This is a genomic window from Flavobacterium inviolabile, assembly GCF_013389455.1.
GTDB lineage: Bacteria > Bacteroidota > Bacteroidia > Flavobacteriales > Flavobacteriaceae > Flavobacterium > Flavobacterium inviolabile.
In genome coordinates, this window is the sequence record NZ_CP058278.1 from 3,490,529 (window position 1) to 3,514,735 (window position 24,207).

19 protein-coding genes are annotated in these 24,207 nt (G+C 40.6%); 6 read left to right on the plus strand and 13 right to left on the minus strand.

Annotated elements, in window-relative coordinates; translation table 11 throughout:
* Positions 1–37 precede the first annotated feature (37 nt).
* From HW120_RS15685 to HW120_RS15715, 7 genes are all read right to left on the minus strand, one after another.
* Positions 38–1,258 carry a gliding motility-associated C-terminal domain-containing protein gene (locus HW120_RS15685; RefSeq protein WP_177735272.1) on the minus strand — a complete coding sequence of 407 codons (1,221 nt, stop codon included), beginning with the start codon at positions 1,256–1,258 and terminating at the stop codon, positions 38–40.
* Between the two features lie 42 nt (positions 1,259–1,300).
* On the minus strand, positions 1,301–2,767 hold the full coding sequence (locus tag HW120_RS15690; RefSeq protein ID WP_177735273.1) for a thioredoxin-like domain-containing protein: 1,467 nt from the start codon (positions 2,765–2,767) through the stop codon (positions 1,301–1,303).
* Positions 2,768–2,940: 173 nt separating this feature from the next.
* Entirely contained in the window at positions 2,941–5,007 is a 2,067-nt protein-coding gene (locus tag HW120_RS15695) for a hypothetical protein (RefSeq protein ID WP_177735274.1), read from the minus strand.
* Between the two features lie 213 nt (positions 5,008–5,220).
* Positions 5,221–8,355, minus strand: a complete 3,135-nt coding sequence (locus HW120_RS15700) for a hypothetical protein (protein WP_177735275.1) — start codon at positions 8,353–8,355, stop codon at positions 5,221–5,223.
* A gap of 971 nt (positions 8,356–9,326) precedes the next feature.
* Positions 9,327–9,464: a hypothetical protein gene (locus tag HW120_RS15705; RefSeq protein WP_177735277.1), complete on the minus strand. Its 138-nt coding sequence runs from the start codon at positions 9,462–9,464 to the stop codon at positions 9,327–9,329.
* Positions 9,465–9,840: 376 nt separating this feature from the next.
* On the minus strand, positions 9,841–11,310 hold the full coding sequence (locus tag HW120_RS15710) for a transcriptional regulator (protein ID WP_177735279.1): 1,470 nt from the start codon (positions 11,308–11,310) through the stop codon (positions 9,841–9,843).
* 15 nt (positions 11,311–11,325) lie between these two features.
* Positions 11,326–12,795: a transcriptional regulator gene (locus tag HW120_RS15715; protein ID WP_177735281.1), complete on the minus strand. Its 1,470-nt coding sequence runs from the start codon at positions 12,793–12,795 to the stop codon at positions 11,326–11,328.
* A gap of 723 nt (positions 12,796–13,518) precedes the next feature.
* On the opposite strand from HW120_RS15715, the gene HW120_RS15720 reads away from it, so the two are divergent.
* The 5 genes from HW120_RS15720 (at position 13,519) to HW120_RS15740 (ending at position 19,628) form a co-directional block, all read left to right on the plus strand.
* A complete protein-coding gene (locus HW120_RS15720) occupies positions 13,519–14,256 on the plus strand; it encodes a hypothetical protein (protein ID WP_177735283.1) in 738 nt (245 codons plus the stop codon).
* 98 nt (positions 14,257–14,354) lie between these two features.
* Entirely contained in the window at positions 14,355–15,029 is a 675-nt protein-coding gene (locus tag HW120_RS15725) for a response regulator transcription factor (RefSeq protein WP_177735285.1), read from the plus strand.
* Positions 15,026–16,312, plus strand: a complete 1,287-nt coding sequence (locus tag HW120_RS15730; RefSeq protein ID WP_177735287.1) for a sensor histidine kinase — start codon at positions 15,026–15,028, stop codon at positions 16,310–16,312. The genes HW120_RS15725 and HW120_RS15730 overlap by 4 nt, the downstream gene beginning before the upstream one ends.
* A 62-nt stretch (positions 16,313–16,374) precedes the next feature.
* Complete coding sequence (locus tag HW120_RS15735) at positions 16,375–18,828, plus strand: outer membrane beta-barrel family protein (RefSeq protein ID WP_317168392.1); 2,454 nt, start codon at positions 16,375–16,377, stop codon at positions 18,826–18,828.
* A 26-nt stretch (positions 18,829–18,854) separates the two neighbouring features.
* On the plus strand, positions 18,855–19,628 hold the full coding sequence (locus HW120_RS15740) for a phosphatase PAP2 family protein (protein WP_177735289.1): 774 nt from the start codon (positions 18,855–18,857) through the stop codon (positions 19,626–19,628).
* Positions 19,629–19,735: 107 nt separating this feature from the next.
* Here the strand turns inward: HW120_RS15740 and HW120_RS15745 are convergent, their stop codons facing one another.
* From HW120_RS15745 to HW120_RS15755, 3 genes are all read right to left on the minus strand, one after another.
* Complete coding sequence (locus tag HW120_RS15745; protein WP_177735291.1) at positions 19,736–20,761, minus strand: NAD(P)-dependent alcohol dehydrogenase; 1,026 nt, start codon at positions 20,759–20,761, stop codon at positions 19,736–19,738.
* Positions 20,762–20,981: 220 nt separating this feature from the next.
* On the minus strand, positions 20,982–21,197 hold the full coding sequence (locus HW120_RS15750) for a helix-turn-helix domain-containing protein (RefSeq protein WP_177735293.1): 216 nt from the start codon (positions 21,195–21,197) through the stop codon (positions 20,982–20,984).
* A 3-nt stretch (positions 21,198–21,200) separates the two neighbouring features.
* Positions 21,201–21,740 carry a DUF2975 domain-containing protein gene (locus HW120_RS15755; protein WP_177735295.1) on the minus strand — a complete coding sequence of 180 codons (540 nt, stop codon included), beginning with the start codon at positions 21,738–21,740 and terminating at the stop codon, positions 21,201–21,203.
* Between the two features lie 168 nt (positions 21,741–21,908).
* On the opposite strand from HW120_RS15755, the gene HW120_RS15760 reads away from it, so the two are divergent.
* Positions 21,909–22,388, plus strand: a complete 480-nt coding sequence (locus HW120_RS15760) for a DUF1572 domain-containing protein (protein ID WP_177735298.1) — start codon at positions 21,909–21,911, stop codon at positions 22,386–22,388.
* Positions 22,389–22,420: 32 nt separating this feature from the next.
* Here HW120_RS15760 and HW120_RS15765 read toward each other — a convergent pair whose 3' ends face one another.
* From HW120_RS15765 to HW120_RS15775, 3 genes are all read right to left on the minus strand, one after another.
* Positions 22,421–22,969, minus strand: a complete 549-nt coding sequence (locus HW120_RS15765; protein ID WP_177735300.1) for a GNAT family N-acetyltransferase — start codon at positions 22,967–22,969, stop codon at positions 22,421–22,423.
* Between the two features lie 183 nt (positions 22,970–23,152).
* On the minus strand, positions 23,153–23,569 hold the full coding sequence (locus HW120_RS15770) for a VOC family protein (protein WP_177735302.1): 417 nt from the start codon (positions 23,567–23,569) through the stop codon (positions 23,153–23,155).
* Positions 23,570–23,634: 65 nt separating this feature from the next.
* On the minus strand, positions 23,635–24,207 hold the full coding sequence (locus HW120_RS15775) for a Crp/Fnr family transcriptional regulator (protein ID WP_177735304.1): 573 nt from the start codon (positions 24,205–24,207) through the stop codon (positions 23,635–23,637).

Here is a 24,207-nt window from a genome sequence, read left to right on the forward strand (position 1 = left end):
CAGTATATTCTTGCTTCTTTACTTTTCCCGGAAACAGTTAATTTATCTGTAAATAGCCCACCCTGTCTTTGGTTCTGCCCATTAAGGTGACATATTTCAGCACATAGAAATAAGTGCCCGTTGGCAGTTTCTCTCCTTTATTAATTGTTGTTCTTCCTTCTGATATACCCCAAAACCAGTTGTTATTAATTCCATACGCCTGCGTATCATATACTTTCACACCCCATCGGTTATAGATTTCCAGCGAGTTATCCGGAAAATCGGCTAAACCGTCAATAAAGAAGTAATCGTTCATCCCGTCGCCATTCGGGGAAACCCCGTTGTAGATAACGATGTTGTCCGGTGTGTCTTCATAAACCCGTGCCAGCGTGAAAATCCCGTCATTTCTGATGGCTGCCGTTACCGTTTTATTGGCCGGATCTACTGCCGACGGATAGAATTTCCATTCGGCATCCGCTACGTCCCAGCGCACAATGGCGAATACCGTATCCGGGTTTCCGTTAATAAAGGTTGCCGGAGTAGTATTTTCATTCCAGGTTAAGGTCAAAGCCAGATCAATACTGGTTTCCTGGCTTTCAAATTTCCAGTATTCCGTTTTGTCTATCTGTTCGATAATGGATTGCCGCTGGTTGTTCGGATATAAAGCATCGGAACCTTCCAGGTAGTAATGCCCTTCGAAACTATTACCGGGACTACCGCTGCTGCTAATGGCCATCGGTCTGAAATAACCGGCATCACCAAAAGGAAATTCAAACGCATTGTTACCTTTCCGCCCTACGGTACCGTCCACAAAACTGTCGTCGCTTGTATTGCTTTGGGTAGCCTCCGCTTCAAAAACAATTTCTCCGCCGGAACCGTCTACATCTACAATACCTTCATAGAAATCTGCATTTCCGGCTATAGAAATAGCCCCGGTGAGCAGAAAGGCCGGCTGTATGGTATTATTATTAAAAAGCACACTGTAAAATTCACTGGGCAACGAGCCGGAAATGGTCTGCGCGCCCGAACTGCTTTCAAAACGGGTAAATCCCGAATTGGATAAAGGCGTAAAGGTGAATAAACCGTCATTATTGAAATTACCATGAAGTATCAATTCACCGTCATTTACGACATCACCGGTTACTTCATTGTCAAAATCAAAATGAGTTGAAAAAACCGTTCCCGGGTTGATTTTCAGATCACCGGTATTGATGGTCTGGGCAGCAACACTGCCGGTAAAAAAAAGTGATAAAATAACGGCACTTAAATAAAATTTCATTCTGTTATTTTTTAAAGTTAACTATCATTATGTCCTATCTGACTAATTGTACGGAAGGCTTTCCTCCAGTTCGATCAGATCATTCGGAATACTTTTAATTTCATTGGTTTTACTGTCCAGCAGTACCATTGTCAGGGTTTGATAGACCACATAATTTCTGGCAATTTCATTTGAAACGCCGCCATCAAGCACCAGCTGCACCCAATCCGGATTAGCGGTTATAACATTGTTTCTTAAAGGAATGGCTTCCTCATCTTCGTCAATATTAATGGCGATGATTTCCAGCAAATCACTGTTCTTCTTTAGCTTGGTAAAGGAAGCCATTTCCCTGATCTGATCCAGACAATGTCCGCAGCCCGCCAGCCAGAAAATAATCAGCCGGTACGGTTTTGTGGGCAGGGTTGCGTACAACTGGAATTTCGGACTCATGTAATTCGACCGGGGCTCTGTTCTGGAAACAAAATCCGGCGCTTTATCGCCCACATTCAAATACTTGGATCCTTTCACTTTTAACCGGACCAGTTCCACATTGTTTACCCAACAATTCCCTTCCATGGCTACTTTTTCAATGTAGGACATCGCTCTGGGGTACTGCCCCCTTTCAATGCCTTTATATAAAAAATCCACTGCCCAGCCGTATACTAACGGATGCCCGGCATATACTTTTCCCACGATATTGCGGGAAACTTCCAGCACCAGGCTGTCCTGAACATCATAATCTTCCGGATACTGCAACGTAAACAGGTCAATATAGTTCTGGAAATACTTTGACAGCCGGTTGGTGGTGACCAACAGCGGATCTTCAAAATCCATATTGTCAAAATACTGTTCCACAATACTGTCCGGAATCCTGATTCCTTTTTTATCAAAACGATACTCCGGATACCGGAAAAAAACATACAGATGCGAAACATACAGTTCCCGGTGCCTTGCTGCTTCTTTTTTAATCCAGTCATTGTATTCCGCTACCGCCTGCCGGTATTTTTCATACGGCTCCTGAGCCTGTCTTTCTTTTACCGGTTTTGTCTTCCCTGCAAGCACGTGTTCCAGTGCCTGTATGGCTTCCACTCTGTTTTCCTGCTCTTTTAAAAAACCGGAAAAAACCGGGTTTTCCAGATCGGACATTTCAAACTGTAAAAAAGCACTTCCTAACGGGTCTATCACGATATTCAAAGCTTCTTTTACAATTAAAAAATGCATTTTCTTCTTTCGGACATCTCCTTTTGTTTTCACATATTCCGTTTGGAGTATCACCTCTCCGGGCAGGTATTTATCGGGTATCCTGAAAATCTCTTTCTTTCCTTTCGGAATGGTTTTACCGGAGATAATCTTTTTCTGCCCGATGCCGTCCTGGACCAGAATGGTAATACTGATGCTGTAACCAGAGGCCAGCGTGATGCTTAACGGGATCTTCTTTTCCTCTTTTTTAACAGCAGCATTCACTTTTATAAAAAAAGAGGTCAGACAGACGAAAAGCATCCAAAACGTTTTTTCCAAAGAAGATGTCATAATTATTTTTTAGTTAGTTAGCCTGAATTAAAGTATTGTTTTGGGTTTACTTTACCGGAACTTTCCATCTTCCTGTTGCCCGCCGGATTTATAGCAGTTGCTCCTCACAACCGGGTACTGTATTGACAGCCCGCCGGAAGAGCAACGCTTTGCTCTGATTCCATTAAATTCAATTAAGGAATCAAATAGCCTGAATCTGTATTTTCCTGAACATATTTAATTGCCCATGCCCATGTATTTGCATAAAGTAAACTGTTGTATACTGTGGTTCCCGGAGGAGCATAGGCTTTTGGCTGCGGTCTGCCGCTTGCATCAATTTTAGCCGGATAACTATATAAATTTTCGTGGGTTGAACTTCCTGACGCCCAGACTCCGTCTCCGCAGTAGAAGAATCCTAATGTATTATGTTTGAATGCAAATACACCTGCCAATGTCGGATGAATTGCCAGTGGTGCTACCGTTGCCGGCAGTCCGCTTATAATGTAATTACGCTGGGCACTTCCATCCTGACCTAATTTTAATCCCTGAATATTTCCGAAAGGACCGTTTAGTATCGGATCGGATACACTTGTAACAGTTGCCGAAATAGAACCTCCTCCCTGCGCATTAATGGTTGCCGAAGCTCCACAGATGGTGTTTACCAAATTCTGCTCCTGTGTAAAATTGCTTTCATTTGATGCATAGATCAGTACTCCTTTTTTATTTTTGACAAAATTGTTCAATACTGAAGTCGTTTCCGCTGAAGGGCTATATCCTGTTCCTACAATAACAATATCAATATTATAAGTGTTGATAGTGCTTTTCAGAGAATATCCCTGGTTTGTACCGCCATTAAACAAGCTTATTCCCTGAACCGGTACCGTTCCGCTTGGTCCGAAATTTACCGTCGACATTAGTATTTCTTTAGGTGAATAGCCTGTTTGCGCTGTTGCCGGCTGTCCTAATCCTATTCCTAATCCCAATACCCGCATTGTACGGTACATATTGGTAAAGGCAATGCTTTTTGTACAACTGGCTCCGGAGTTACCCACACCGCTTACGGTAAACAGAAACGAACCTGCCGCCACCGGTACACCTGTTGCCATGAGTGTTACCACCTGGGTTCCTACCGTTGAAAAGGTTCCGCTTCCGGAAAAAGAGATACCGTTAACCACATCAGTAGAAATGGTATAGCTTCCAACGCTGGCCACCGTTACCGGTACTGTCATTTTGTTGGCCGCTGTCATTGCGGTTCCCGTCATATAACTGCCGCTTACCGTAATACCGCCGCAATTGATGGTATAAGATACCGGTGGTACCGCTACCGTAATGTTAACCGTACAGCTACCAGCTGTAGTGGCACTTCCGGTTAGCGTTACTGTATTGGCTCCCGGAGCTGCCGGAGTACCGCTTCCCTGTAGCACAACCGTCTGGCTGCCTAAAGTGGTAAAGTTACCCGAACCGCTAAACGAATAGCCGTTTACGGTATTGGTACTGATCATATAATTACCCGCTGCGGTAACATTTACCGTTAGCGTTAGCGTATTCGAAGCATTCAGCGCCACACCCTGTACATAGCTTCCCCCCACCGTTATTGAAGGGCAAAGCATGGAAAATTCTGTAGCAGCCGGAATCACGGTAATCGTGAATGTACAGGATTGTACCACATTATTGATCGAGATCGTCACGGTTTCTGTTCCTGCCGCTACCGGTGTTCCAACACCCTGTAGCGTTAAAGTATAAGTCCCGGTCGTTGGAAAAGTCCCGCTTTTTTCAAAATAAAAGCCATTGGCTGTTCCTGTTATTTCATAGGTACCCGGCTGGGTTACCGTTACCGGAACCGTTATAAAATGGGTCTGGTTTAATGGTTCGCCCGCTTTATAAACACCCTGAACCGTTACGGCGCTACATTGTGCTACCGCTAAATTTGCCTGTGGCAGCGTACCACACATACTCAGCCAGGTATGTATACTTTCCTGATAATAATTATAACAGTTGGTTGTGGTATTGAAAATCGTCAACCCGTTAATCAGCGAGCTCGTTGGAATAGCATCCCTTTCTGCTGTTGTCATACGGGACAGCAATACTCCTCTCATATTACTTTCGACCTCAAATAAAGCGCCAGGTGCCGGATTACTCGGAGTGCCCGGAACACTGTTATCTCTGATTTTAATACCAACCTGTCCTGAGACTGTCAAACTAATCAGCCCGATTAGCAAAACCAGAATAAAATTTGATTTTATAGTATTTAATTTCCTCATAATATATGTTTTATTCATACTCCTTCTTAATTATATGGTTTGAAAAACAAACCGAAACAACAAAAGCGTCTGCCTCTTTTTCTGCTAAACTGCTCATTCCTATTCCATCCGGCAGACTCTTCACCGTTGTTGTTCTATCCGGATATTCTTTCACTCCGGGGAACCAGTGTTATTACCAACACCAGTTTCCCCAAAATGAAAAACTACCTCAAATCACATTCCTAGTTTTGTCAGCTTTTTTTCAAGGCTGTCCATTCTTTCCTGCAATGCTTTTATCTCCTGATCTTTGGCATCCAACTGTCCCTGCTGCTCAATAATGTGCAGGTACAATTCTTCGATTTTTTCCAACGATTGTATGGAAAGTTCCGAGATGTTAAAGGAGTATCCTTCTTTTGTTTTTTCCAGCTTCGTGATTGGAGTAATGCCCGGCAAGTGTCTGTTTTTGTTTATAAATGCCTTCGTTTCTTCCAGCGATTTGAATTTGTAATCTGCTTTTAGATCGGAAGCACCATCAAAATAATCTTCAAAAACATAATCGGCATAGTATCCGTTTGTCGTGGTGATCGCCCCGTTTACGCGCAGCTTTTCATTTAAAGAGCCGGACGGCGCGGCATGTCCGATACCAACCCAACCCATAGTATACACATCTTCCATATTGGATGTTGCGCCAATGCTGTTCGTCACACTAAACCACGGTTCTTTTATTAACGGTCTTAAATCAAGTACATTGGTTGTTCCGTCTTCATCTTTATAATCCAGACTGCCAGCCCCGCTATTACCGGAAGCGTTTACCGTTAATGTGGTTAAGGTTTCAGCATCGCCCACCAGATCCTGCATTGCCAGTTCGTTTGCCGTACCCGCTTCATCTGTATACACCAGTTTATGTGTTGTGTCGTTGTACGCTAATGCTGTTACCGTTTCATTGATGTTTGTTGTGGCACCGTCTTCATTCGTATAAACGGCAATCTGATGCCCGGGAACAGTACCGGTTATGGTTGTGGTGGTCTCTTCGGCATCGATAATCTGGGTAATTTCATTTACAAACTGCTGATTTGTTACCAGGTTTGAAATAAACGTAGGATTGCTCGAAATAGCCGTTACCGGCATCGCTACCGCTACCGCCTGGTTATCGGTCAACGTCAGGTTATCATTGGTAATCGCTAAACTCTGGTTGATGTTGTTTGTATCCAACCCGTTTATTAAAGCGGTCAAGTCAACTACAGTAGAATCTCCATTCTCATCGGTATACGTCAACGTACCGTTTGCTGAACTGTACACCAAAGTGGTTAAGGTTTCCGCTCCGCTTACCAGACTTAACAGATTCAGTGTATTAGCAGTACCATCTTCATCCGTATACGTTAGTGTATTAGCCATTGGGTTATACGTCAAACTGGTCAGCGTTTCCTGATTCTGGATAATTGTTGTCAGGTTTGTAATAAACTCTGAGTTCTGTGTCAGGTTATCAATAAAGGTATTGTTACTGGCAATATCTGCAACCGGCATCGTTACTATCACGCCCTGGTTATCGGTCAAAGCCAGGTTATCATTTGTATCGATTGCCAAACTCTGGTTAATGTTGTTTAATCCTTCCGTGGTAATAATATTCGTAATATCATTGATAAACTCCGAATTTTGCGTCAGGTTATCAATAAAGGTATTGTTGCTGGAAATATCCGTAACCGGCATCGTTACCACCACACCCTGGTTATCGGTCAGAGCCAGATTATCATTTGTATCGATTGCCAATGTCTGGTTGATGTTATTCGTGTCCAGTGCGCCTACCAAAGTAGCCAGATCTATTACTGTATCATGATTATCCTCATCCGTATACGTCAGCGTATTCGCCGTTGCGTCATACTCCAAATGGGTCAACGTTTCCTGACTCTGGATAATCGTTGTCAGGTTTGTAATAAACTCTGAATTCTGCGTCAGGTTATCAATAAACGTAGTGTTACTGGAAATATCCGTAACCGGCATCGTTACCACCACACCCTGATCATCGGTCAAGGCCAGGTTATCATTTGTATCAATTGCCAACGTATGGTTGATGTTGTTTGTGTCCAGTCCACCTACCAAAGCTGCCAAGTCAATTACTGTATTTTGATTATCTTCATCCGTATAGGTCAGTGTATTGGCCGTTGCGTCATACTCCAAATGGGTCAGCGTTTCCTGATTCTGGATAATCGTTGTCAGGTTCGTAATAAACTCTGAGTTCTGCGTCAGGTTATCAATAAACGTAGTGTTACTGGCGATATCCGTAACCGGCATCGTTACCACCACACCCTGGTTATCGGTCAGAGCCAGATTGTCATTTGTATCGATTGCCAACGTCTGGTTAATGTTGTTTGTGTCCAATGCACCGACCAGAGTAGCCAGATCGATTACTGTATCATGATTATCCTCATCCGTATACGTCAGCGTATTGGCCGTTGCGTCATACTCCAAATGGGTCAGCGTTTCCTGGCTCTGGATAATCGTTGTCAGGTTTGTAATAAACTCTGAGTTCTGCGTCAGGTTATCAATAAACGTAGTGTTACTGGCGATATCCGTAACCGGCATCGTTACTACCACACCCTGATTATCGGTCAGAGCCAGATTGTCATTTGTATCGATTGCCAACGTCTGGTTGATGTTGTTTGTGTCCAGTGCACCTACCAGAGTAGCCAGATCGATTACTGTATTTTGATTATTTTCATCCGTATACGTCAGCGTATTCGCCGTTGAATCATACTCCAAATGGGTCAGTGTTTCTTGGCTCTGGATAATAGTCGTTAACTCGGTTAAAAAGTTTGAACTGTTTAGAATCGTATTCGCATTGTTAATCACATCAGCGACCACATCAATGGTGGTTGTCGTATTATTTTCACTCGTATATATATACACACCACTGGCTGTATTGACCAATGTGGTAATCGTTTCATAGGTTTTAACAATTGCCTCAAAATCAATTACAACCGGGTTTCCGTTTTCATCAATATAGGTAAATATATTTGTTGTCGGATTATAGATCACCACACCTTCAGACGGGGTTGCTTCACTGGAAATAACGATTCGATTCCATTTGTTATCATACCAGTAGTAATACCCCGGTGTCACATTATTGGGTGCCGTCCCTGCCGTAGCACTGTTAAACACCAATAAACTGTTCGGTATTCCTCCATTATTTAATATCGGGTTGCTGCTCGTTAAACTTTGAAGCGACACATTAGGAATTAAAACCCCTTTATTAGTTGCTGCAACATGCAATTGTGCAGACACATCAGGTGACTGGATTCCAATACCAACCTGCCCATAAGTCACATAACCACCTAACAATAAAAAAAGTAAGGGTAAAAATTTATTTTTCATACATTCATGATTTTAAAAAAGAGTGCCGCACTTTCCAGATGCCGCACCTAATTACATTAACTTCTCGATGCAAAGTGAGCCATTCTAAACAAGATATACCGCATAAGCATCCCCACTTATATACGCAACGCTTAAAAAAAACACAAAAACACTGAAAACCAATACAATAACATCTTATTTCTTTATACTCAAAACCTCACAACAATGCCATTTGAGTACCAAAAAAGGAGTAAAAAAGTAACGTTGTCCGGATAAAAAAAGGAATTTATGCCATCCTTATACTCTTCAGGCAAAAAAAGTGCGGTAAATACAGCCGAAACATTAGCATTTTACAGCTATTTTTAATGTAAAACAGTTCTGACAATATCACTAACACACTGACAGTCATTTTTATGCAATCAGCTTATGATAACGTATTGTTTTCAAATACGCAGCCAGAAGATTATATATCTTGCTGTAAAAAAAAGAGAGCAGCTTATTCCCCATCCATAAGCTGCTCTCAAACAAAAAAATAAAAATTAATGTATAAAAAAAGTAATACTCATCCTTTACTATCCCTGCTTACAGCTTCGCAATAGCACATAAAGCCATAACGAAACGCACTCCTGATAGTTAAAAATCTCCGGAATCAATTATCAAACACACTAAAGCCTTATTTTCATACAGTAGAAAGGCATAGCGGATTGCCATTATTCAATAATCTTATCCGGAGATAATAAAAAAAGTCATTAAATCTCATAAACAGTTTATACACTCCCCTGTCTATATTTTAAATATTTTTAAGGGAAATCCCTTTGTTCTATTGTATCCTATTTACAGCTGCATTACTATTGCAATTCCTGCTACAAAATACTATTCAAAGCGTAAACAAACCATAATACCTGCGATAGATACCCTTTGTTTATTGCCCTTTGCTATTTGCCTTTTTTCCTTTGCCTCTCCCAGAAGCATGATCCCCTAAAAGCTCCACTTTACTCATTACCAGCCATTTTCGCATTGAAACGGATCCCGGCATTGCTGTCCGGGAAATTCGTTCCCTGAGCAAAACTGTAACTCATCACTGAAACCATAAAAACATTAAAAAAAAGCCAAACAATAAAATTTTTCATTTTTTTATTTCTGATTACATTTTCGAAACACTCTTTCGGTGAATTCATAACAAATGTGAGTAAATTTTTAATTCAACACTCACATTTCACGCCCTCACATCTACTCACAAACTTAAAAAACAGTATTACAAATAGTTGCAAAGCTTATTGTCCCAAAAATTTCTTTTCTTTTCTGGATTATCCTGAAAATAACGCTAAAAAAAAGCCGGCTTCCTGTATAAAAGAAGCCGGCCGGGAACAAATAAGTGTTTTATAGCAATTTTCCGGTACGTCAAATCCTGTTTTTGGTGACAATATAGCCGAAATGTTATTTAAAAAACAATACCGGAAGCCCTGAAAGTTGTTTACCCGATAAACATACCGGTACCATCTGTGCTTAAAATTCTGCGATCCATAAGCTGATGTCCTTATCGGAAGGAATAGCCGCTTTTTTACGTATCCGGAATATTCTTGACTCAACGGAACGAACCGTTACATCCGTATATAAGGCAATTTCTTTAATGGAGAATCCTAATTTTAACAACGCACAGATTTTAAATTCGGCTGCCGTTAAGTTGGGTACTTCTTTGACCAGTTTATCATAGAAATCGGCATAGATGACCACAAAATTGTTCAGAAATTCGGAATCATTTTCTTTGGCCAACTGGGCTATTTTTTCCAGATTCACCTGGTTCAGGATCACCTCTTTCTGCAATAGCTCTTCTTTGGCCAGCAATCGTTCGTTTTTTTCGGTGATGACCTTACTTTCTCTTTTTATCTTACGGTGAAACCGGACGGTTAAATAGAATAAAAACAAAGCCAGCAATACAATGATGATTACCACAACAGTTGCTATTGTTCTGACTTTTTCAAATTTGGAATACCGGGTCTGTAGAATCTCCCTGACCGGTACTTCCACTGCTCTTTTTTGTGTTTTTAAAATACTGTCGTTAAGGCGGATATAGTTATCCGAATACCGTTCTTCCTCTTTGTCTGCTCCCAGTCTGCCATACGCTTTTGAAAGGTTCAGGTAAACATCCCGCAGGAGTTCTGCTTTTTTCAGCTTTTTGGCAAGCGTAAGGCTTTGCAGGTAATACGCTACTGCCGCTTCATCGTTTTTGCGTTCCAGTTCCATGTTCCCAAAATCAATCAGGGCATACAGCTTTGCCGAGTTGTATTGTATCTCATCTGCCAGCCAGATTGCTTTTTCAAGATAGATCCTTGCAGAATCGTATTGTTTTAAGGCTAAAAAGCAGGCGCCCACATTGGCACTCGCCAACGACAGAGTTACTGCCCTTGTTTTTCCTTCTTTGATCTTGTCAAACTGCCTGTAACTCAGTGTAAAGTATTTTACAACAGAATCGATTGGCTTGCCGTTCCGGTCAAAGTCTACCGCCATATCGGTATAGATCAGTCCTTTTTGCCGTAAAGCATCGTCCGTTACCCTAATTTCATTTGCCGCAGCCAGTCCTTTTTTTAGCTCTATACCGGCTTCCCGGGACAATCCCAGCGCCGTATAGCAAATGCCTTTTAGCCGGAATGCTTCCGATAACAGTTTGTAATCGTCTACTTCTTCCAGTGCTTTTTGTGCTTTAATGGTATAATGAAGCCCTTTGTCATACTGGCTGGTATCGAAAAAATTCTTCCCGGCAAGCAGGGCGCTGAGTGCCATACCTTTTTTGTAGTTTATTTTCAGGGCATAACTGTAACATTCCAGGCTTTTCAGGATGGCTTTGTCGGGAATACTGTCGCCCAGCCGCTGTACCTCTATTAGCAGGCTGTCAACCTGTTTTTTGGTATAATTTTGAGCCGTACTACTGTATATTGTTCCGAGAATAAATAACAGTATCAAGTATTTCTTTTTCATGTTCCGTTGTATAAATTACATTTCTGCGATCCATTCATACAGGTCTACCTCCGATGGGATGTTTAATTTTTTCCGGAGCCTGTATTTTTTGGATTCAACAGCCTTTAACGTACTTTTTGTATAGGTTGCAATCTCTTTTGTTGAAAACCTAAGCTTTAGCAAGGCACAGAATTTCAATTCATTGTACACTATTGCAGGTGATTTTTCGGTTATTTTATCGCAAAATTCCGGATACATTTCTTTAAATTTTACAAAGAAAAGCGGACTGCCCTCAATGGCAAGCTGTACTATTTTTTTGGTGTCTGCTTCCTTGTTCTTACTCCTGGATTTCAGTTGTTTTATCAGTTCTCTTTTTTCTTTTAAAAGTTTTTCAATTTCCCACTTTTTCAGCAGCGTCTTACTGAATTTTTTATAATTGATTTTAATGTAAATGCAGGATAACAGGATAACCAATACACATATAACAATAATAAAAGATAGTTTTTTAAAGCTCAGCTGCATGTGATCCTGTTCCTCATCTAAAAAGAGCCGTAATGATGTTTTAACAGCTCTTTTGTGAAAGTTTGCCAGGCTGTCATTCAGCGCGATATATTGTATGCGGTAATATTTCGAACTATCCGGAACCTCGAGCTCGGCATATACCCGGAAAAGGTTGTAATAGAGGTCGTTTATATAAAAGGTACGCTGCTTTTTTTTCGCTTCCGAAAGGGCTTGCAGGTAATATTCTTTAGCAGCTAGATAGTCTTCTTGGTAATAGTGCAGCGAACCCAGATCGGAAAGCGCCTGAATTTTGATAAAGTCCAGTTTTAGCTTTTTTGCGTGTTCCGCAGCAAATTGCAGATGGGTTTCAGCCTTTTGAAACTGCCGCTTCTTCAGGTAAAAGGAACCTAAATTTACATTGGAAAAGGCAAGGCACCTGTTTTTATGAGGGTTGGTAGCACCCATTTTCATAAAAAAGGTATGGCTCTTTTCATAAAAAAACTTTACCGAATCTTCCTGCTGGTCTTTTTCTTCATGATTGATCGCAAAATCGGCATAAATAAACCCCAGACTCCTGTTTTTATCATTTTCATTTTTTATTTTATTCGCATAATACACCGCTTTATCCAGCTGCGTTGTTGCGGTCTGGTAAAATCCCAGCTGACCAAGCCCCAGGCCTTTTAAGCGCAGTGCTTTTGACATATAATAGCTGTCCGTAGCGGCAGTGTTTTTCTCGGCTTCTGTAGCATAAAAGAGTGCTTTCTCCCAATCTTTACTCCGAACATAGCTCTCACTTATAAAAAGGTTACCCAGCATCAGCCCTTTTTTATAGTGCTGCTGGCGGGAGAGCAAAATAACTTCTAAAGCTTCCGATTGCGCCAGAAGCGGGTTTTCATTCTCGATATTAACTGCATGTTTAAACAAACGGTCAATGGCATTAATGTTATTCTGGGGAATACCATCTACTGACACGAATAACAGCATGAAAAGTAGGGCTCTTTTCATAGGAATTATTTCTTTTATTAATTAATCTGTTCCAAGGGAATTTCCCAATACTTTCTTGTGCTTTAATCTTTAAAACACTTTTTATCAAACCGTTATTGGGGGGAAGTGCTGAGGATATATGCTTCAGCGTAACAACAATGATAAAAACAACCTGATCAAGACAGCTTGTCTGAATAAAACACTCCGGACTCTTTCAAATTGTAGATTTAAGGGGTAAACGAGGGGGGAAATATTGTTTACCTTTTTACCTACTTACAGCTACGCAAATTGTTAATTTGTGCCGTTAAATAACAGTAAATATAATAATGGTGACAAATTTAGTTAATAAAAACCTACCTGTTTGTAATAATTACTATTTTTTTACTTAAAAAAAATGTTTTAATTTTACATGCCCTCAGGCGACAATATCCTAAATCGACGGAATATTTTCTGTATTTTCGATTAAATCCGTTTAAGGATGGTATTCTAAAGCACGAATTGGTTGCATCGCTATCAAAATAAATCGGTACTGTTTTTATTCATACTCAATGTCAGGAATTACACCAAAATATTTTTCTTAACATTTTGTATAATAAATTCAATAATTGCACGATTAAAGTTAATATTGTAATCGCAAGTTATTATTATTTCTTTTTGTTACAGAAATAACAAAAAGAAAAATAGCTGGTGATCAATATAACTATTTTGCCCCAAAAGAACCTAACACAACTTAACGCTATTGCCATGCAATCTTTAAACCAAACTAACCGTTTCTTCGGTTATTTCAAAAAATTCAATAAGGAATCACGCCTTAAATTTGTACGAATAGATAAGCAGATAAAAAATTTACGGATAGATCTTGAAACGCTGAATTTCTCAAACGTATTTATCGCTTTTACAGCCATACTTCCTTTAAGTATATTGCTGTACTGGAGTCAGTTTCTTGCCTATTTCCATACCAATTACTTCCGCTTTTGCTATTGCTTTGACGACATTGTCTATCTGATGTTTGACAAAGATGTATTCTTTTTACAAAGTATCTTAATTGCCGTTCCAATGGCCATAACCGTACTGATAACCCTGCGCCCCGAATGGCACAGGACTGTTCTGGCTGTTATTGGCCTGGCGTTGATTGCCACTACAGCCGTATTGAAAGTAACCGGTTTTAACAATTTACAGGTTTTGTTTTTTTCATTACTGCTGCTTACCGTTAGTACCGTGTTTGTGTTTTATAACAAACATGCCATATACGGTTACCTGTTTATCTTAGTGCTTTTCCTTAGTACTGCGGCACAGAATGATGCCCGTACAGCAAAAGAAAGTCACCTGAGCATGGACGTTATTTCGAATAAAACGGATTCTGTTCTGATCAGCAAAGATGATATTTCACATTATTATATCCGCAGCACTTCCAAATTCAAATTAATCTTTAATGACAAAACGAAAGAAGTGGAAAAATACAGTCTCGTGGATATTAAATAATAAAAAACAGTAATTCCTTATCGGCTAATCGCTTCATTTTACAATAACAATTTGCCTTCTTCAGAATTTCTTCGAAATTGAACCCGTATCTTAGCTACATGAAAATTCTTATTATCGAAGACGAAAAGGAACTGGCTCTGGATATAGCACAATATATGTCCGGGGAAAACTATTTGTGTGAGATAGCGGCTACTTATGATCAGGCACTTGACAAAATCCGGTTTTACAATTATGATTGTATTTTACTGGATTTAATGCTGCCCGGCGGTGACGGCCTTAAAATACTGGATTTTTTAAAAGACGAGAACAAATCGGAAGGTGTTATTATACTTTCGGCTAAGAATTCCTTAGAGGACAAAATAAAAGGCTTACAGCTTGGTGCCGACGATTATCTCGCCAAACCATTCCACCACTCCGAATTGGCCGCAAGGATCCACTCTGTTATCAGACGAAAACAGTTTGACAATTCCAATACAATTGTACTCAATGAGCTGCGTATCGATTTACTCGCCAAAACCGTTCACATTCACGACACCATAATCACGTTAACGAAAAAAGAGTTTGACCTGCTGATTTTCTTTATTGGCAACAAAAACAAAGTGATCTCCAAAAGTGCCCTCGCAGAACACTTATCCGGCGATATAGCCGACATGTTCGACAATCATGATTTTGTCTATGCGCATGTCAAAAATCTAAAACGGAAACTGCTGGAAGCCAATTGTGATCACTATTTAAAAACGATTTACGGAACCGGTTATAAATGGGAAATATGAGTAAATTATTAAACAAACCTTTTAAGGCATTTACCCTATATGCACTGCTTACGCTGATAGGCAGTATTCCTGTTTACTACTATGTTGTGGATTATATCTGGATCAAAGAACTGGACGAACACAACCAGATCATAAAAGACCGTATTGACGAACGGCTGCAAACCGTGAGCATCGAAAAACAAAAAATGGATACCATCCTGAAATTCTGGAATATCATGCAGCCCGGGACCACTTTGGTTCCGTCTGAAAACAATACCCTTATCCGGGACAGTATTTATACCGTGATACGGGAAAACAAACACGGTAATATACTCGAAAAAGATCGTTTCAGAGGTCTTGTCGCTCCCGTTTCCATTGCCGGGAAACATTACCGGTTAACAGTCGAAACCAATGTTGAAGAAACCGATGAAACACTGCTGGCGATTGCCCTGGTTACTTTCGTTTTTTTTAGCTTACTGGTGATTGGCTTTATTGTACTCAATAAAAAAATTGCCAAAGGAATCTGGCGCCCTTTCCAAAACACCCTCACCCAATTAAAAGCCTTTGACTTAACAAAGCACAAAAACATTCAGTTTGAAAAATCTGATATTGCCGAATTTGAAGAACTCAACGAAGAGCTGGAAAAACTCATTGCTAAAAATATTACCGCCTATCATTTACAGAAGACCTTTATTGAAAATGCTTCTCATGAACTGCAGACACCGCTGGCAGTGCTGAAATCCAAAACCGATTTATTACTGCAAAACAAAGATATTACCAGTGAACAATTGCTGATCCTGAATGCCATTAATGTGCCTTTATCCAGAGTGAGCCGGATCAATAAGAACCTTTTATTGCTTGCCAAAATTGAAAACCAGCAGTTTGAAGATATCGAAACGGTAAACATTACCGCCATTCTGGATGAAAGTATCGAAATGCTGGCTGATTATATTACCGATAAAAACATCGCATTACACTTTCAAAATAAGGCTTCCGTACTTATTTCCTGCAATAAATCGCTGCTGGAAATACTAATCAATAACCTGCTAACCAATGCAATCCGCCATAACAGCACCAATGGCAGCATTACAATAACCATCGAAGACGGGAAACTGACTTTTTCAAACTCCGGAGATAATCCGCTACGGCAAAATACATTATTCCAACGTTTTTCCGTGAGCTCATCGGCTACGACAAACAGCGGTTTGGGACTGGCAATTGTCAAAGAGATCTGCAACCGTTACCATTGGCAGATTGTTTACTCCTTCGAAAAAAATAAGCATCTGTTTTCGGTAACATTCTAAGAATTCAGAATATCTTCTAAATTGGTATGGAACTTTGGTCTGTAAATTAATATGATCAGACTATGAAAGCCCTCCAATGTTTTGCTATTCCAAAATCATTCTTCAAAATTTTAGCCTTATCCGCTATGCTGTTTTTTATACCCGGCGGAACAACCTTATGTACTGCCCAAACGGTAAAAGTTACTGTTTCCGGTGTTGTAAACGATTCGCATAAAAAAGCTTTACCCTTTGTAAATGTTGTTGTTAAAACAGAAAAAGAAGCTGTTTTTGTAACCGGAACCGTTACCAGTGAAGAAGGACGGTTCAAGCTTACCGACCTTAGTCCCGGAAGCTATATCCTGGAGGTTTCCTTTATTGGCTATACGTCCAGAACGGTACCGCTTTTTGTGGGAACTCTCAGTGATTATCTCGATATTCCTGCCGTGGAACTGGAAGAAAGCGTAACCGCTTTAAATGAAGTGATCGTAACGGCGGCGAAACCGGATGACAATACGGAAAAAATGGACAAAAAATCCTATGCCGTAAAAGACAATATCAGCCAGGCCGGAGGTTCGGTACTACAGGCGATGCAAAATTTACCGGGAATTACCGTCCAGGATGGAAAGGTACAGCTTAGGGGAAATGAAAAGGTTACCGTTTTAGTCGACGGCAAACAAACGGCCATGACCGGCTTTGGCGGCCAGTCCGGGCTGGACAATATTCCTTCCTCTGCTATTGAAAAAATCGAGATCATCAACAATCCGTCTGCCCGCTATGATGCTAACGGTAATGCCGGTATTATCAACATCATCTATAAAAAGAACAAGCAACAGGGCTTTAACGGGAAAGTGGGTTTTACAACCGGATTGGGAGCTTTATGGGAGCGACATGAAAATTTGCCTTCCATACGTCCGCAGTATCAGGCAACGCCAAAAATAAATCCTTCCGTTTCCCTGAACTACCGCAAAAACAACATTAATGCTTTCTTCCAGGGGGATTACCTGTACACCCATACCTTAAATAAAAACGAGTTTGTTACCCGTACATACAATGACGGAACGGTTATTAACCAGCATACAAAGCGGAATCGCAATACCGGATTTCTAACACTAAAAGCCGGAACAGACTGGAATATTGACGATCGCAATACGCTAACCGTTTCCGGATTATTCAGCAGTGAGAAAATAATTGATCGCGGTGACGAACCTTTCTTTAATGCCGATTTAACCGAACGCCATCGTTTATGGCAGTTTCTGGAAGACGAATTAAAAACAACCGCGATGTTTTCCGGTACCTATCAGCATAAATTTAAAGAAGCCGGGCATTTATTGAATATCGGACTTCATTATACCTTCCACCGCGAAGATGAAAAATATTTTTTCGACAACATTATGCCGGATTTTACCGGGAAAGATGCCTTTAAATTACTGTCGGACGAACATGTAACCGATTTTACAGCCGATTATATCCGTCCGCTAAAATATGGCCGTATTGAAGGCGGTCTGAAATTCAGAAGACGGGAAATCCCAACGAACATGCAGTTTTTTCCGGGTTTAAATTCGCCTTTGGATGTTAATGCCGGCGGATGGGCAACCTATAAAGAAACGATTCCCGCCCTGTACGGAAACTATATTTTTGAAAATAAAAAACTGGAAGCCGAAATTGGCTTGCGCCTGGAATATGTAAACCTGCAATATGATGTAAATCCGGAACACAATACCTATACCAGTAACGGGTACAATTATACACAGCCTTTTCCGAATGTCCGGTTTGCCTATAAAATCAATACCCGAAACAAGCTGTCGTTTTTTTACAACCGCCGCGTGGACCGTCCGAATGAAATCGATATCCGTATCTTCCCGAAATATGATGATGCCGAAATCATTAAAGTCGGTAATCCGGACCTGCGTCCGCAGTTTACCAATACGCTGGAACTTGGTTATAAAAACAACTGGAAAAGCGGTAGTTTCTATACGGCGCTCTACCATCGGTTTGCCAATGGAACCATTACCCGTATTGCCAGTACCGTTCCGGGAAGCAATCTGATTTATAATATTTTTCAAAACGTAAACAAAAGCTATAATACCGGTATCGAATCGGTGATATCCCAGGAAGTCACACAATGGCTGAAGTTTAACCTCAATGCTAATTTTTATGAAAATCAGATCGATGCTTTTACCGTAACAAATAAATATCCTGTTACGCATACTTTCAGCGCCGAAAAACAGCAGCAATTTTCCGGGAATACGAAGCTGAACACCATTTTCAATTTGCCGAAAGATTTCGATCTGCAGCTCACCACAACCTATTTGTTACCGGATATTATTCCGCAGGGAAAAATTGAAAGCCGGTTTTCTGTTGATATGGGTATCAAAAAAAGCATACAGAAAGGCAAAGGCGAATTGTTTTTAAATGCTTCCGATCTATTCAGCACTTTAGTTATCAAAAAAGAGATACAAGGTGACGGTTTTAATTATACCAGCCGCGATTACTATGAAACACAGGTAATCCGCCTTGGTTACAACTATAAATTCTAACAATACTTAATTTTAAAGGATACCCCATGAAAGCTTTCTCCATTTCCGTCTTGTTTATCGGATGCTTTTTTACAGTTGCATCCGGATGCGCACAGGTTAAAACCGACAGTATTGCTATTACTGCTATTCCGCAGCCGCAGGCTTTAAAGTTCAATTACAAACAGCTCATCATTCCGGCAGCTTTAATGACATACGGTATTATTGGTATTGAAAGTGACGCCATAAAATACTGGAATTCCGAATTAAAGGATGAAGTAACGGAAAACATTGATAAAAAAATCACCATTGACGATTTTAGCCAATATGCACCTGCCGCAGCCGTATACGGTTTAAACCTGATGGGTGTAAAAGGGAAGCACAATCTAAAGGACCGAAGCATTATTCTGGGGACTTCCTATTTACTGATGTCGGGCAGCGTATTGGGTTTAAAAAGCCTTACAAAGATTGAAAGACCGGACGGAAGCGGAAACAATTCCTTTCCTTCCGGGCATACGGCAACTGCATTTGCCGGAGCAGAATTTTTATGGCAGGAATATAAGGATGTTTCCATCTGGTATGGCCTTTCCGGATATGCTGTAGCCGCCGGTACCGGTTTTTTCAGGATGTATAACGACAAACACTGGCTTACCGATGTGGCCATGGGAGCCGGTATTGGTATACTGAGTACCAAAGTGGCCTATTGGATCTTTCCGTATGTAAACAACAAAATCTTTAAATCAAAAAAGAAAGAAGCGGCAATGATTGCTCCCTTTTACAGTGATCATCAGTATGGAATGGGACTGATTTACAATTTTAAATAAGCCAATCCGGTTTGGCATACGTCACCAGATCGGCTTTCTTTTTCCGCAATAAAAAAACCTTGTCCATGCGGCAAGGTTTTTCGTTTTATATCGAATACCGGCAAACATTAAGGAACAAGTACTGCCCTTCCTTTTATCTGGCCATGTCGTAATTTATCATACACTTCAAGTGCCTGATCCAGGCTGTATTTTTCTACTTCAATATGGATTTTCTTTTGTCTGGCAAGACCTATCACTTCGATTAACTCAGTTCTGGAACCCCAATACGGATTGGTTAAACTCACGCCGAAAGGCAGTCCGTTCATATTGTATTCATATTTTCCGCCGCCTAATCCAACAATGGTTAAATCGCCGTCAAGCCCAACAATTTTTGTTCCCAGATCGATTGTGGAAGAAGCACCCACAAAATCGATCACAACTTTTGCTTTTTTAATGCCGGTGATCTTTTGTATCTGCTCGGCAGCATCTTTATCGGTTGAATTAATCGCATAGCCGGCACCGAGTTGTTTTGCAAATTCCAGTCTTTCCGGAGTGATATCGCAGGCAATGATCGTAGCACCGCTCATTTCCGATAAAATCTGTAACGCAACATGCCCCAATCCGCCAACTCCGATAACCACCACATACTCGTCCGGCATTAATTTGTGCAGAGAGCGTTTAATAGCCGAATAAGGCGTTAGTGCGGCATCGGTTAGCGGTGCGGCAATAACCGGATCCAAATCATGGATAGGCACCAATAAACGGGAAGATGGCACCAGCATATAGTCGGCCATACCGCCGTTAAGTCCTAATCCGCCGCCAAAAGCCTGTTCCGACTGATGGTCGCAATAGTTTTCCTGCGAATGCTGGCAAGGCTTGCAATGTCCGCAGCCCCAAGGCCCGTAAACCAAAACCGCATCTCCTTTTTTAAATCCTTTTACATCCTGCCCGATCTCCTCTATCCATCCTGCATTTTCATGTCCCAATGTAAACGTAACACCGGAAACGATTCCGTCGTCAATGATATGCAAATCGGAATGGCACACACCGGCTCCCCCGATTTTTAATAATACTTCATCTCCGGACGGAGTCGGTTTTTCTAAATCATTTATAATCCTTACATCTTTGTGTCCATAATATCGTACTGCTTTCATGATATTGTTTTTAAATGTTTTATCCTATAAATTTACTCAAAACAGACCGTATAAAAAGTTAATACATTCTTATAATTCTGTTTTATTTTCAAATATTTGCAAGTATTGTATTGCAATTTTGCTGCTCAATCTCCGGCTTATTTTACGTTTCCAGAATAACAAAACCCTTGCAAACATTACGTTTACAAGGGTTTTACGGTATTCTGAAGTGGCTTTTCAGCTATAAGACATCGTCTTTTGTATATTCCAATAAATCACCCGGCTGGCAGTCCAGTGCTTTACAGATCGCTTCCAGCGTACTAAACCGTATTGCTTTGGCTTTACCGGTTTTAAGTATGGAAAGATTAGCCAATGTCAGTTCTACTTTTTCAGACAGCTCATTTAAAGACATCTTTCTTTTCGCCATCATTACATCTAAGTTTACTATTATCGGCATGATTTATACGGTTAGTTCGTTTTCTGACTGGATTTCGATTCCTTTATTAAAGATTTGTGCTATAAAGTAGATAATCCCTGCAAAAAACAGGTATTCGGCACCACCGCCTAAATGTTCATCCAAAACAGGCAGCACAACACTTTCTTCCGTTAGCCATTCCGCATAAGCGTTGCCCGTTACGCTAAAAACCCCGATCGCTAAGGCAACATAGCTGATCTTTAAAATCAGTGCTGCGATTTCCGTGCTGAAAGGATGGACAAAATTTATTTTCAGAAAGATCTTAATCACAAAATAAAACAGATAGGCTTTTAGAATCCACAACAAAACAAGTAAGGATCCCAGCCGCACATAATGGAAGGTGCTATAATCTTTAAGCGCATACAGATTAAGTTCCAGATACAGATTTTTTGCTCCTGCCGGATCTATAAAAAGGCTTACTAAAAAAGAGAAAAGTATAGCACCGGCTTTAATACACAAACCGATAAATATAATCCAGGTAGCAACCTGCAATACCGATAAAATTTGTTTTGTATTTTTTTTCATAACGGAGAATTTAGAATTACATGCCAAATATAAATAAATATTTATCGAAAAACAATAAATTTTTATTTTTAAAACATATATCCTATAATCCGCAATCACTGTTTGTAAATCCCTGTTTAAAAAACGGTATCTTTATGTTAACCGATTAACGACAGACAAATCAGCATTATGACAACAGCAGCACAAATCGCAAAACATTTTAAAGACGTTCATTTTGGAGGTAACTGGACCTGTGTGAACATGAAAGATACTCTGGAAAATGTAGACTGGCAGCAGGCCACTACAACGGTATACAACCTCAACACTATAGCGGCTTTGGTTTTTCACATTAACTATTATGTGGGCGCAATTTCGAGGGTAATGCAGGGAATGCCGCTGGAAGCCAGCGATAAGTTCAGTTTTGATGTCCCGGAAATCACTTCGGAAGCAGCATGGCAGGATCTGGTAAATAAAACCTATGCCGAGGCGGAACAGCTGGCCTCGCTTATTGAAAATATAGCCGATTTAAAATTATCCGAAGCGTTTACCGATCCGAAATATGGAAGCTACTACAGGAATTTGCAGGGTGTTACCGAACACACGCACTATCACCTCGGACAGATCGTGCTGATCAGGAAAATAGTAAACGAAATGAATCAGGATGTCTGAATCGCAATGCCGGAACGGTGCATTAGCGCAGCTTAATCCGCTGCATCCATGGCCATTTCCCAATCTTCTTTTTTAATTTCATAAACGAAATTGCGTTTGGGAGCTTCTCCGTAATATGCGATATCTTCTTCGGCTATTTTAACCGCTCCTAATCGCGAAATGGCTATCTGCGATCGTACATTCAAGGCTCCTATATTAAAATATACCTTATCTACATACTGAAAGATATACTCCATCATTAACTTTTTAACAGACGGGTTCATCCCTTTGCCCCAAAACTTTGTTCCGTAAAAAGTATAACCAATCAGAATACTGTTGTCCTTTTCATTATAATCGTAAAAACGAGTACTTCCGGCCACTTCTCCGGTTTGGATATCCACAATCTTAAAAGCTCCTTTGCTCTGCATGGCGCCGTCAAAAAAGGATTGGAAAATATCTTTCTGCCAACGGTCTTTATTGGGATGCTGTTCCCATACTTTGGGATCGGATGCTACTGCATACAAAGCGTCAAAATCATCTTTAAGCAAAGGAAAAAGGATTACCTTATCGTTTTCTAAAATTGGCTGTATCGAAAAATTCATAACTACAAATCGTATTAATGTCCGTTGGTTTTACAAATGCAAACCTGTATATCAAAGATACTTTAATTTATACTAAAATCCGGAAATGTTGTGGTATTCATTGGAATAAAACTGAAAAAAATCCTGCACGACAACAGGACTTTTTTCAGCTTATAATGCTTTTTGCCGGTGCTTTTTGCCTCTTTATTTTTCGGCATGAAGTCCAATCCTGTTACTCTCGGAATCTAAAATAACAGCTATATATCCGGCATTGATGCGCGTTTTGGGTACGATCACTTTTCCGCCTGCTTTTTCCGTTCGGTCCAGTACCGGTTGTATTTCCGGACTGGCATTGATATACAGCAGGGAACCGTTTTGTGACGGGGAATTGGTATCGGATTTTGTGAGTACGCCGGTTACCCTGCCCGATGTAGCCTGGATAACGTTCGGATCATAAGGGAAGAAACAAAGTTCCTCGGCTGTTTCCGGGAAAGTCCTTGTGGTCATTTCAATGTCCAGAATCGTTTCATAAAACGCTTTGGCGCTCTGCATATCCGAAACCGGGATCTCAAACCAGGTAATGACATTCGTTTTGGGATTGATTTTTTGTAACTGTTGCATGATCTATTTGTTTCTGCAAAGTTCAAAAAGGCCCGGGATTTCATCCTGTGACAATTGTCACATAATTACATTTCCAGACTGCGTTTCCGGATCCGGCTTAACGTTTCGCGTGTCACACCAAGAAAGGAAGCCAGTTGCGTCAGCGGAATACGCTGCAGCATCAACGGATAATTGATCTCGACATAGCGCAATCGTTCCTTGGCTGCATACAATTTAAATAGCGTTGCAAATTCCTCCTGTTTGGTCGCCAGTAAGCGAAGGCAATTGCGCCCCAGTGCATCAACCTCGGGAGTTTGCCGGGCTATTTGCAGCAGCTTTTGTTTATCAAAAAGCACCACTGTTAGCGGCTCGCAGGCTATAATATTGAATTCGGATTTCAAACCGGTGCCAAAACTGGTTATATTGGTAGCGATCTCATTTTCAAAAAAGAAACCGGTATTTTTAATGATACCGTCTATCTCATAGTAACTTTTGCAATAGCCTTTTTCTACATAAAATAACGTATCACAAACCTGTCCTTCCTGTAATAACAACTCATTTTTATGAAACTTCTTTTTGGTTAATGCCGGTTGCAGTTTTTCCCAGCTTTCCTCTGAAAAATCTGTCAGAAAATGTATATATTTTAAAAGGCTATCCAT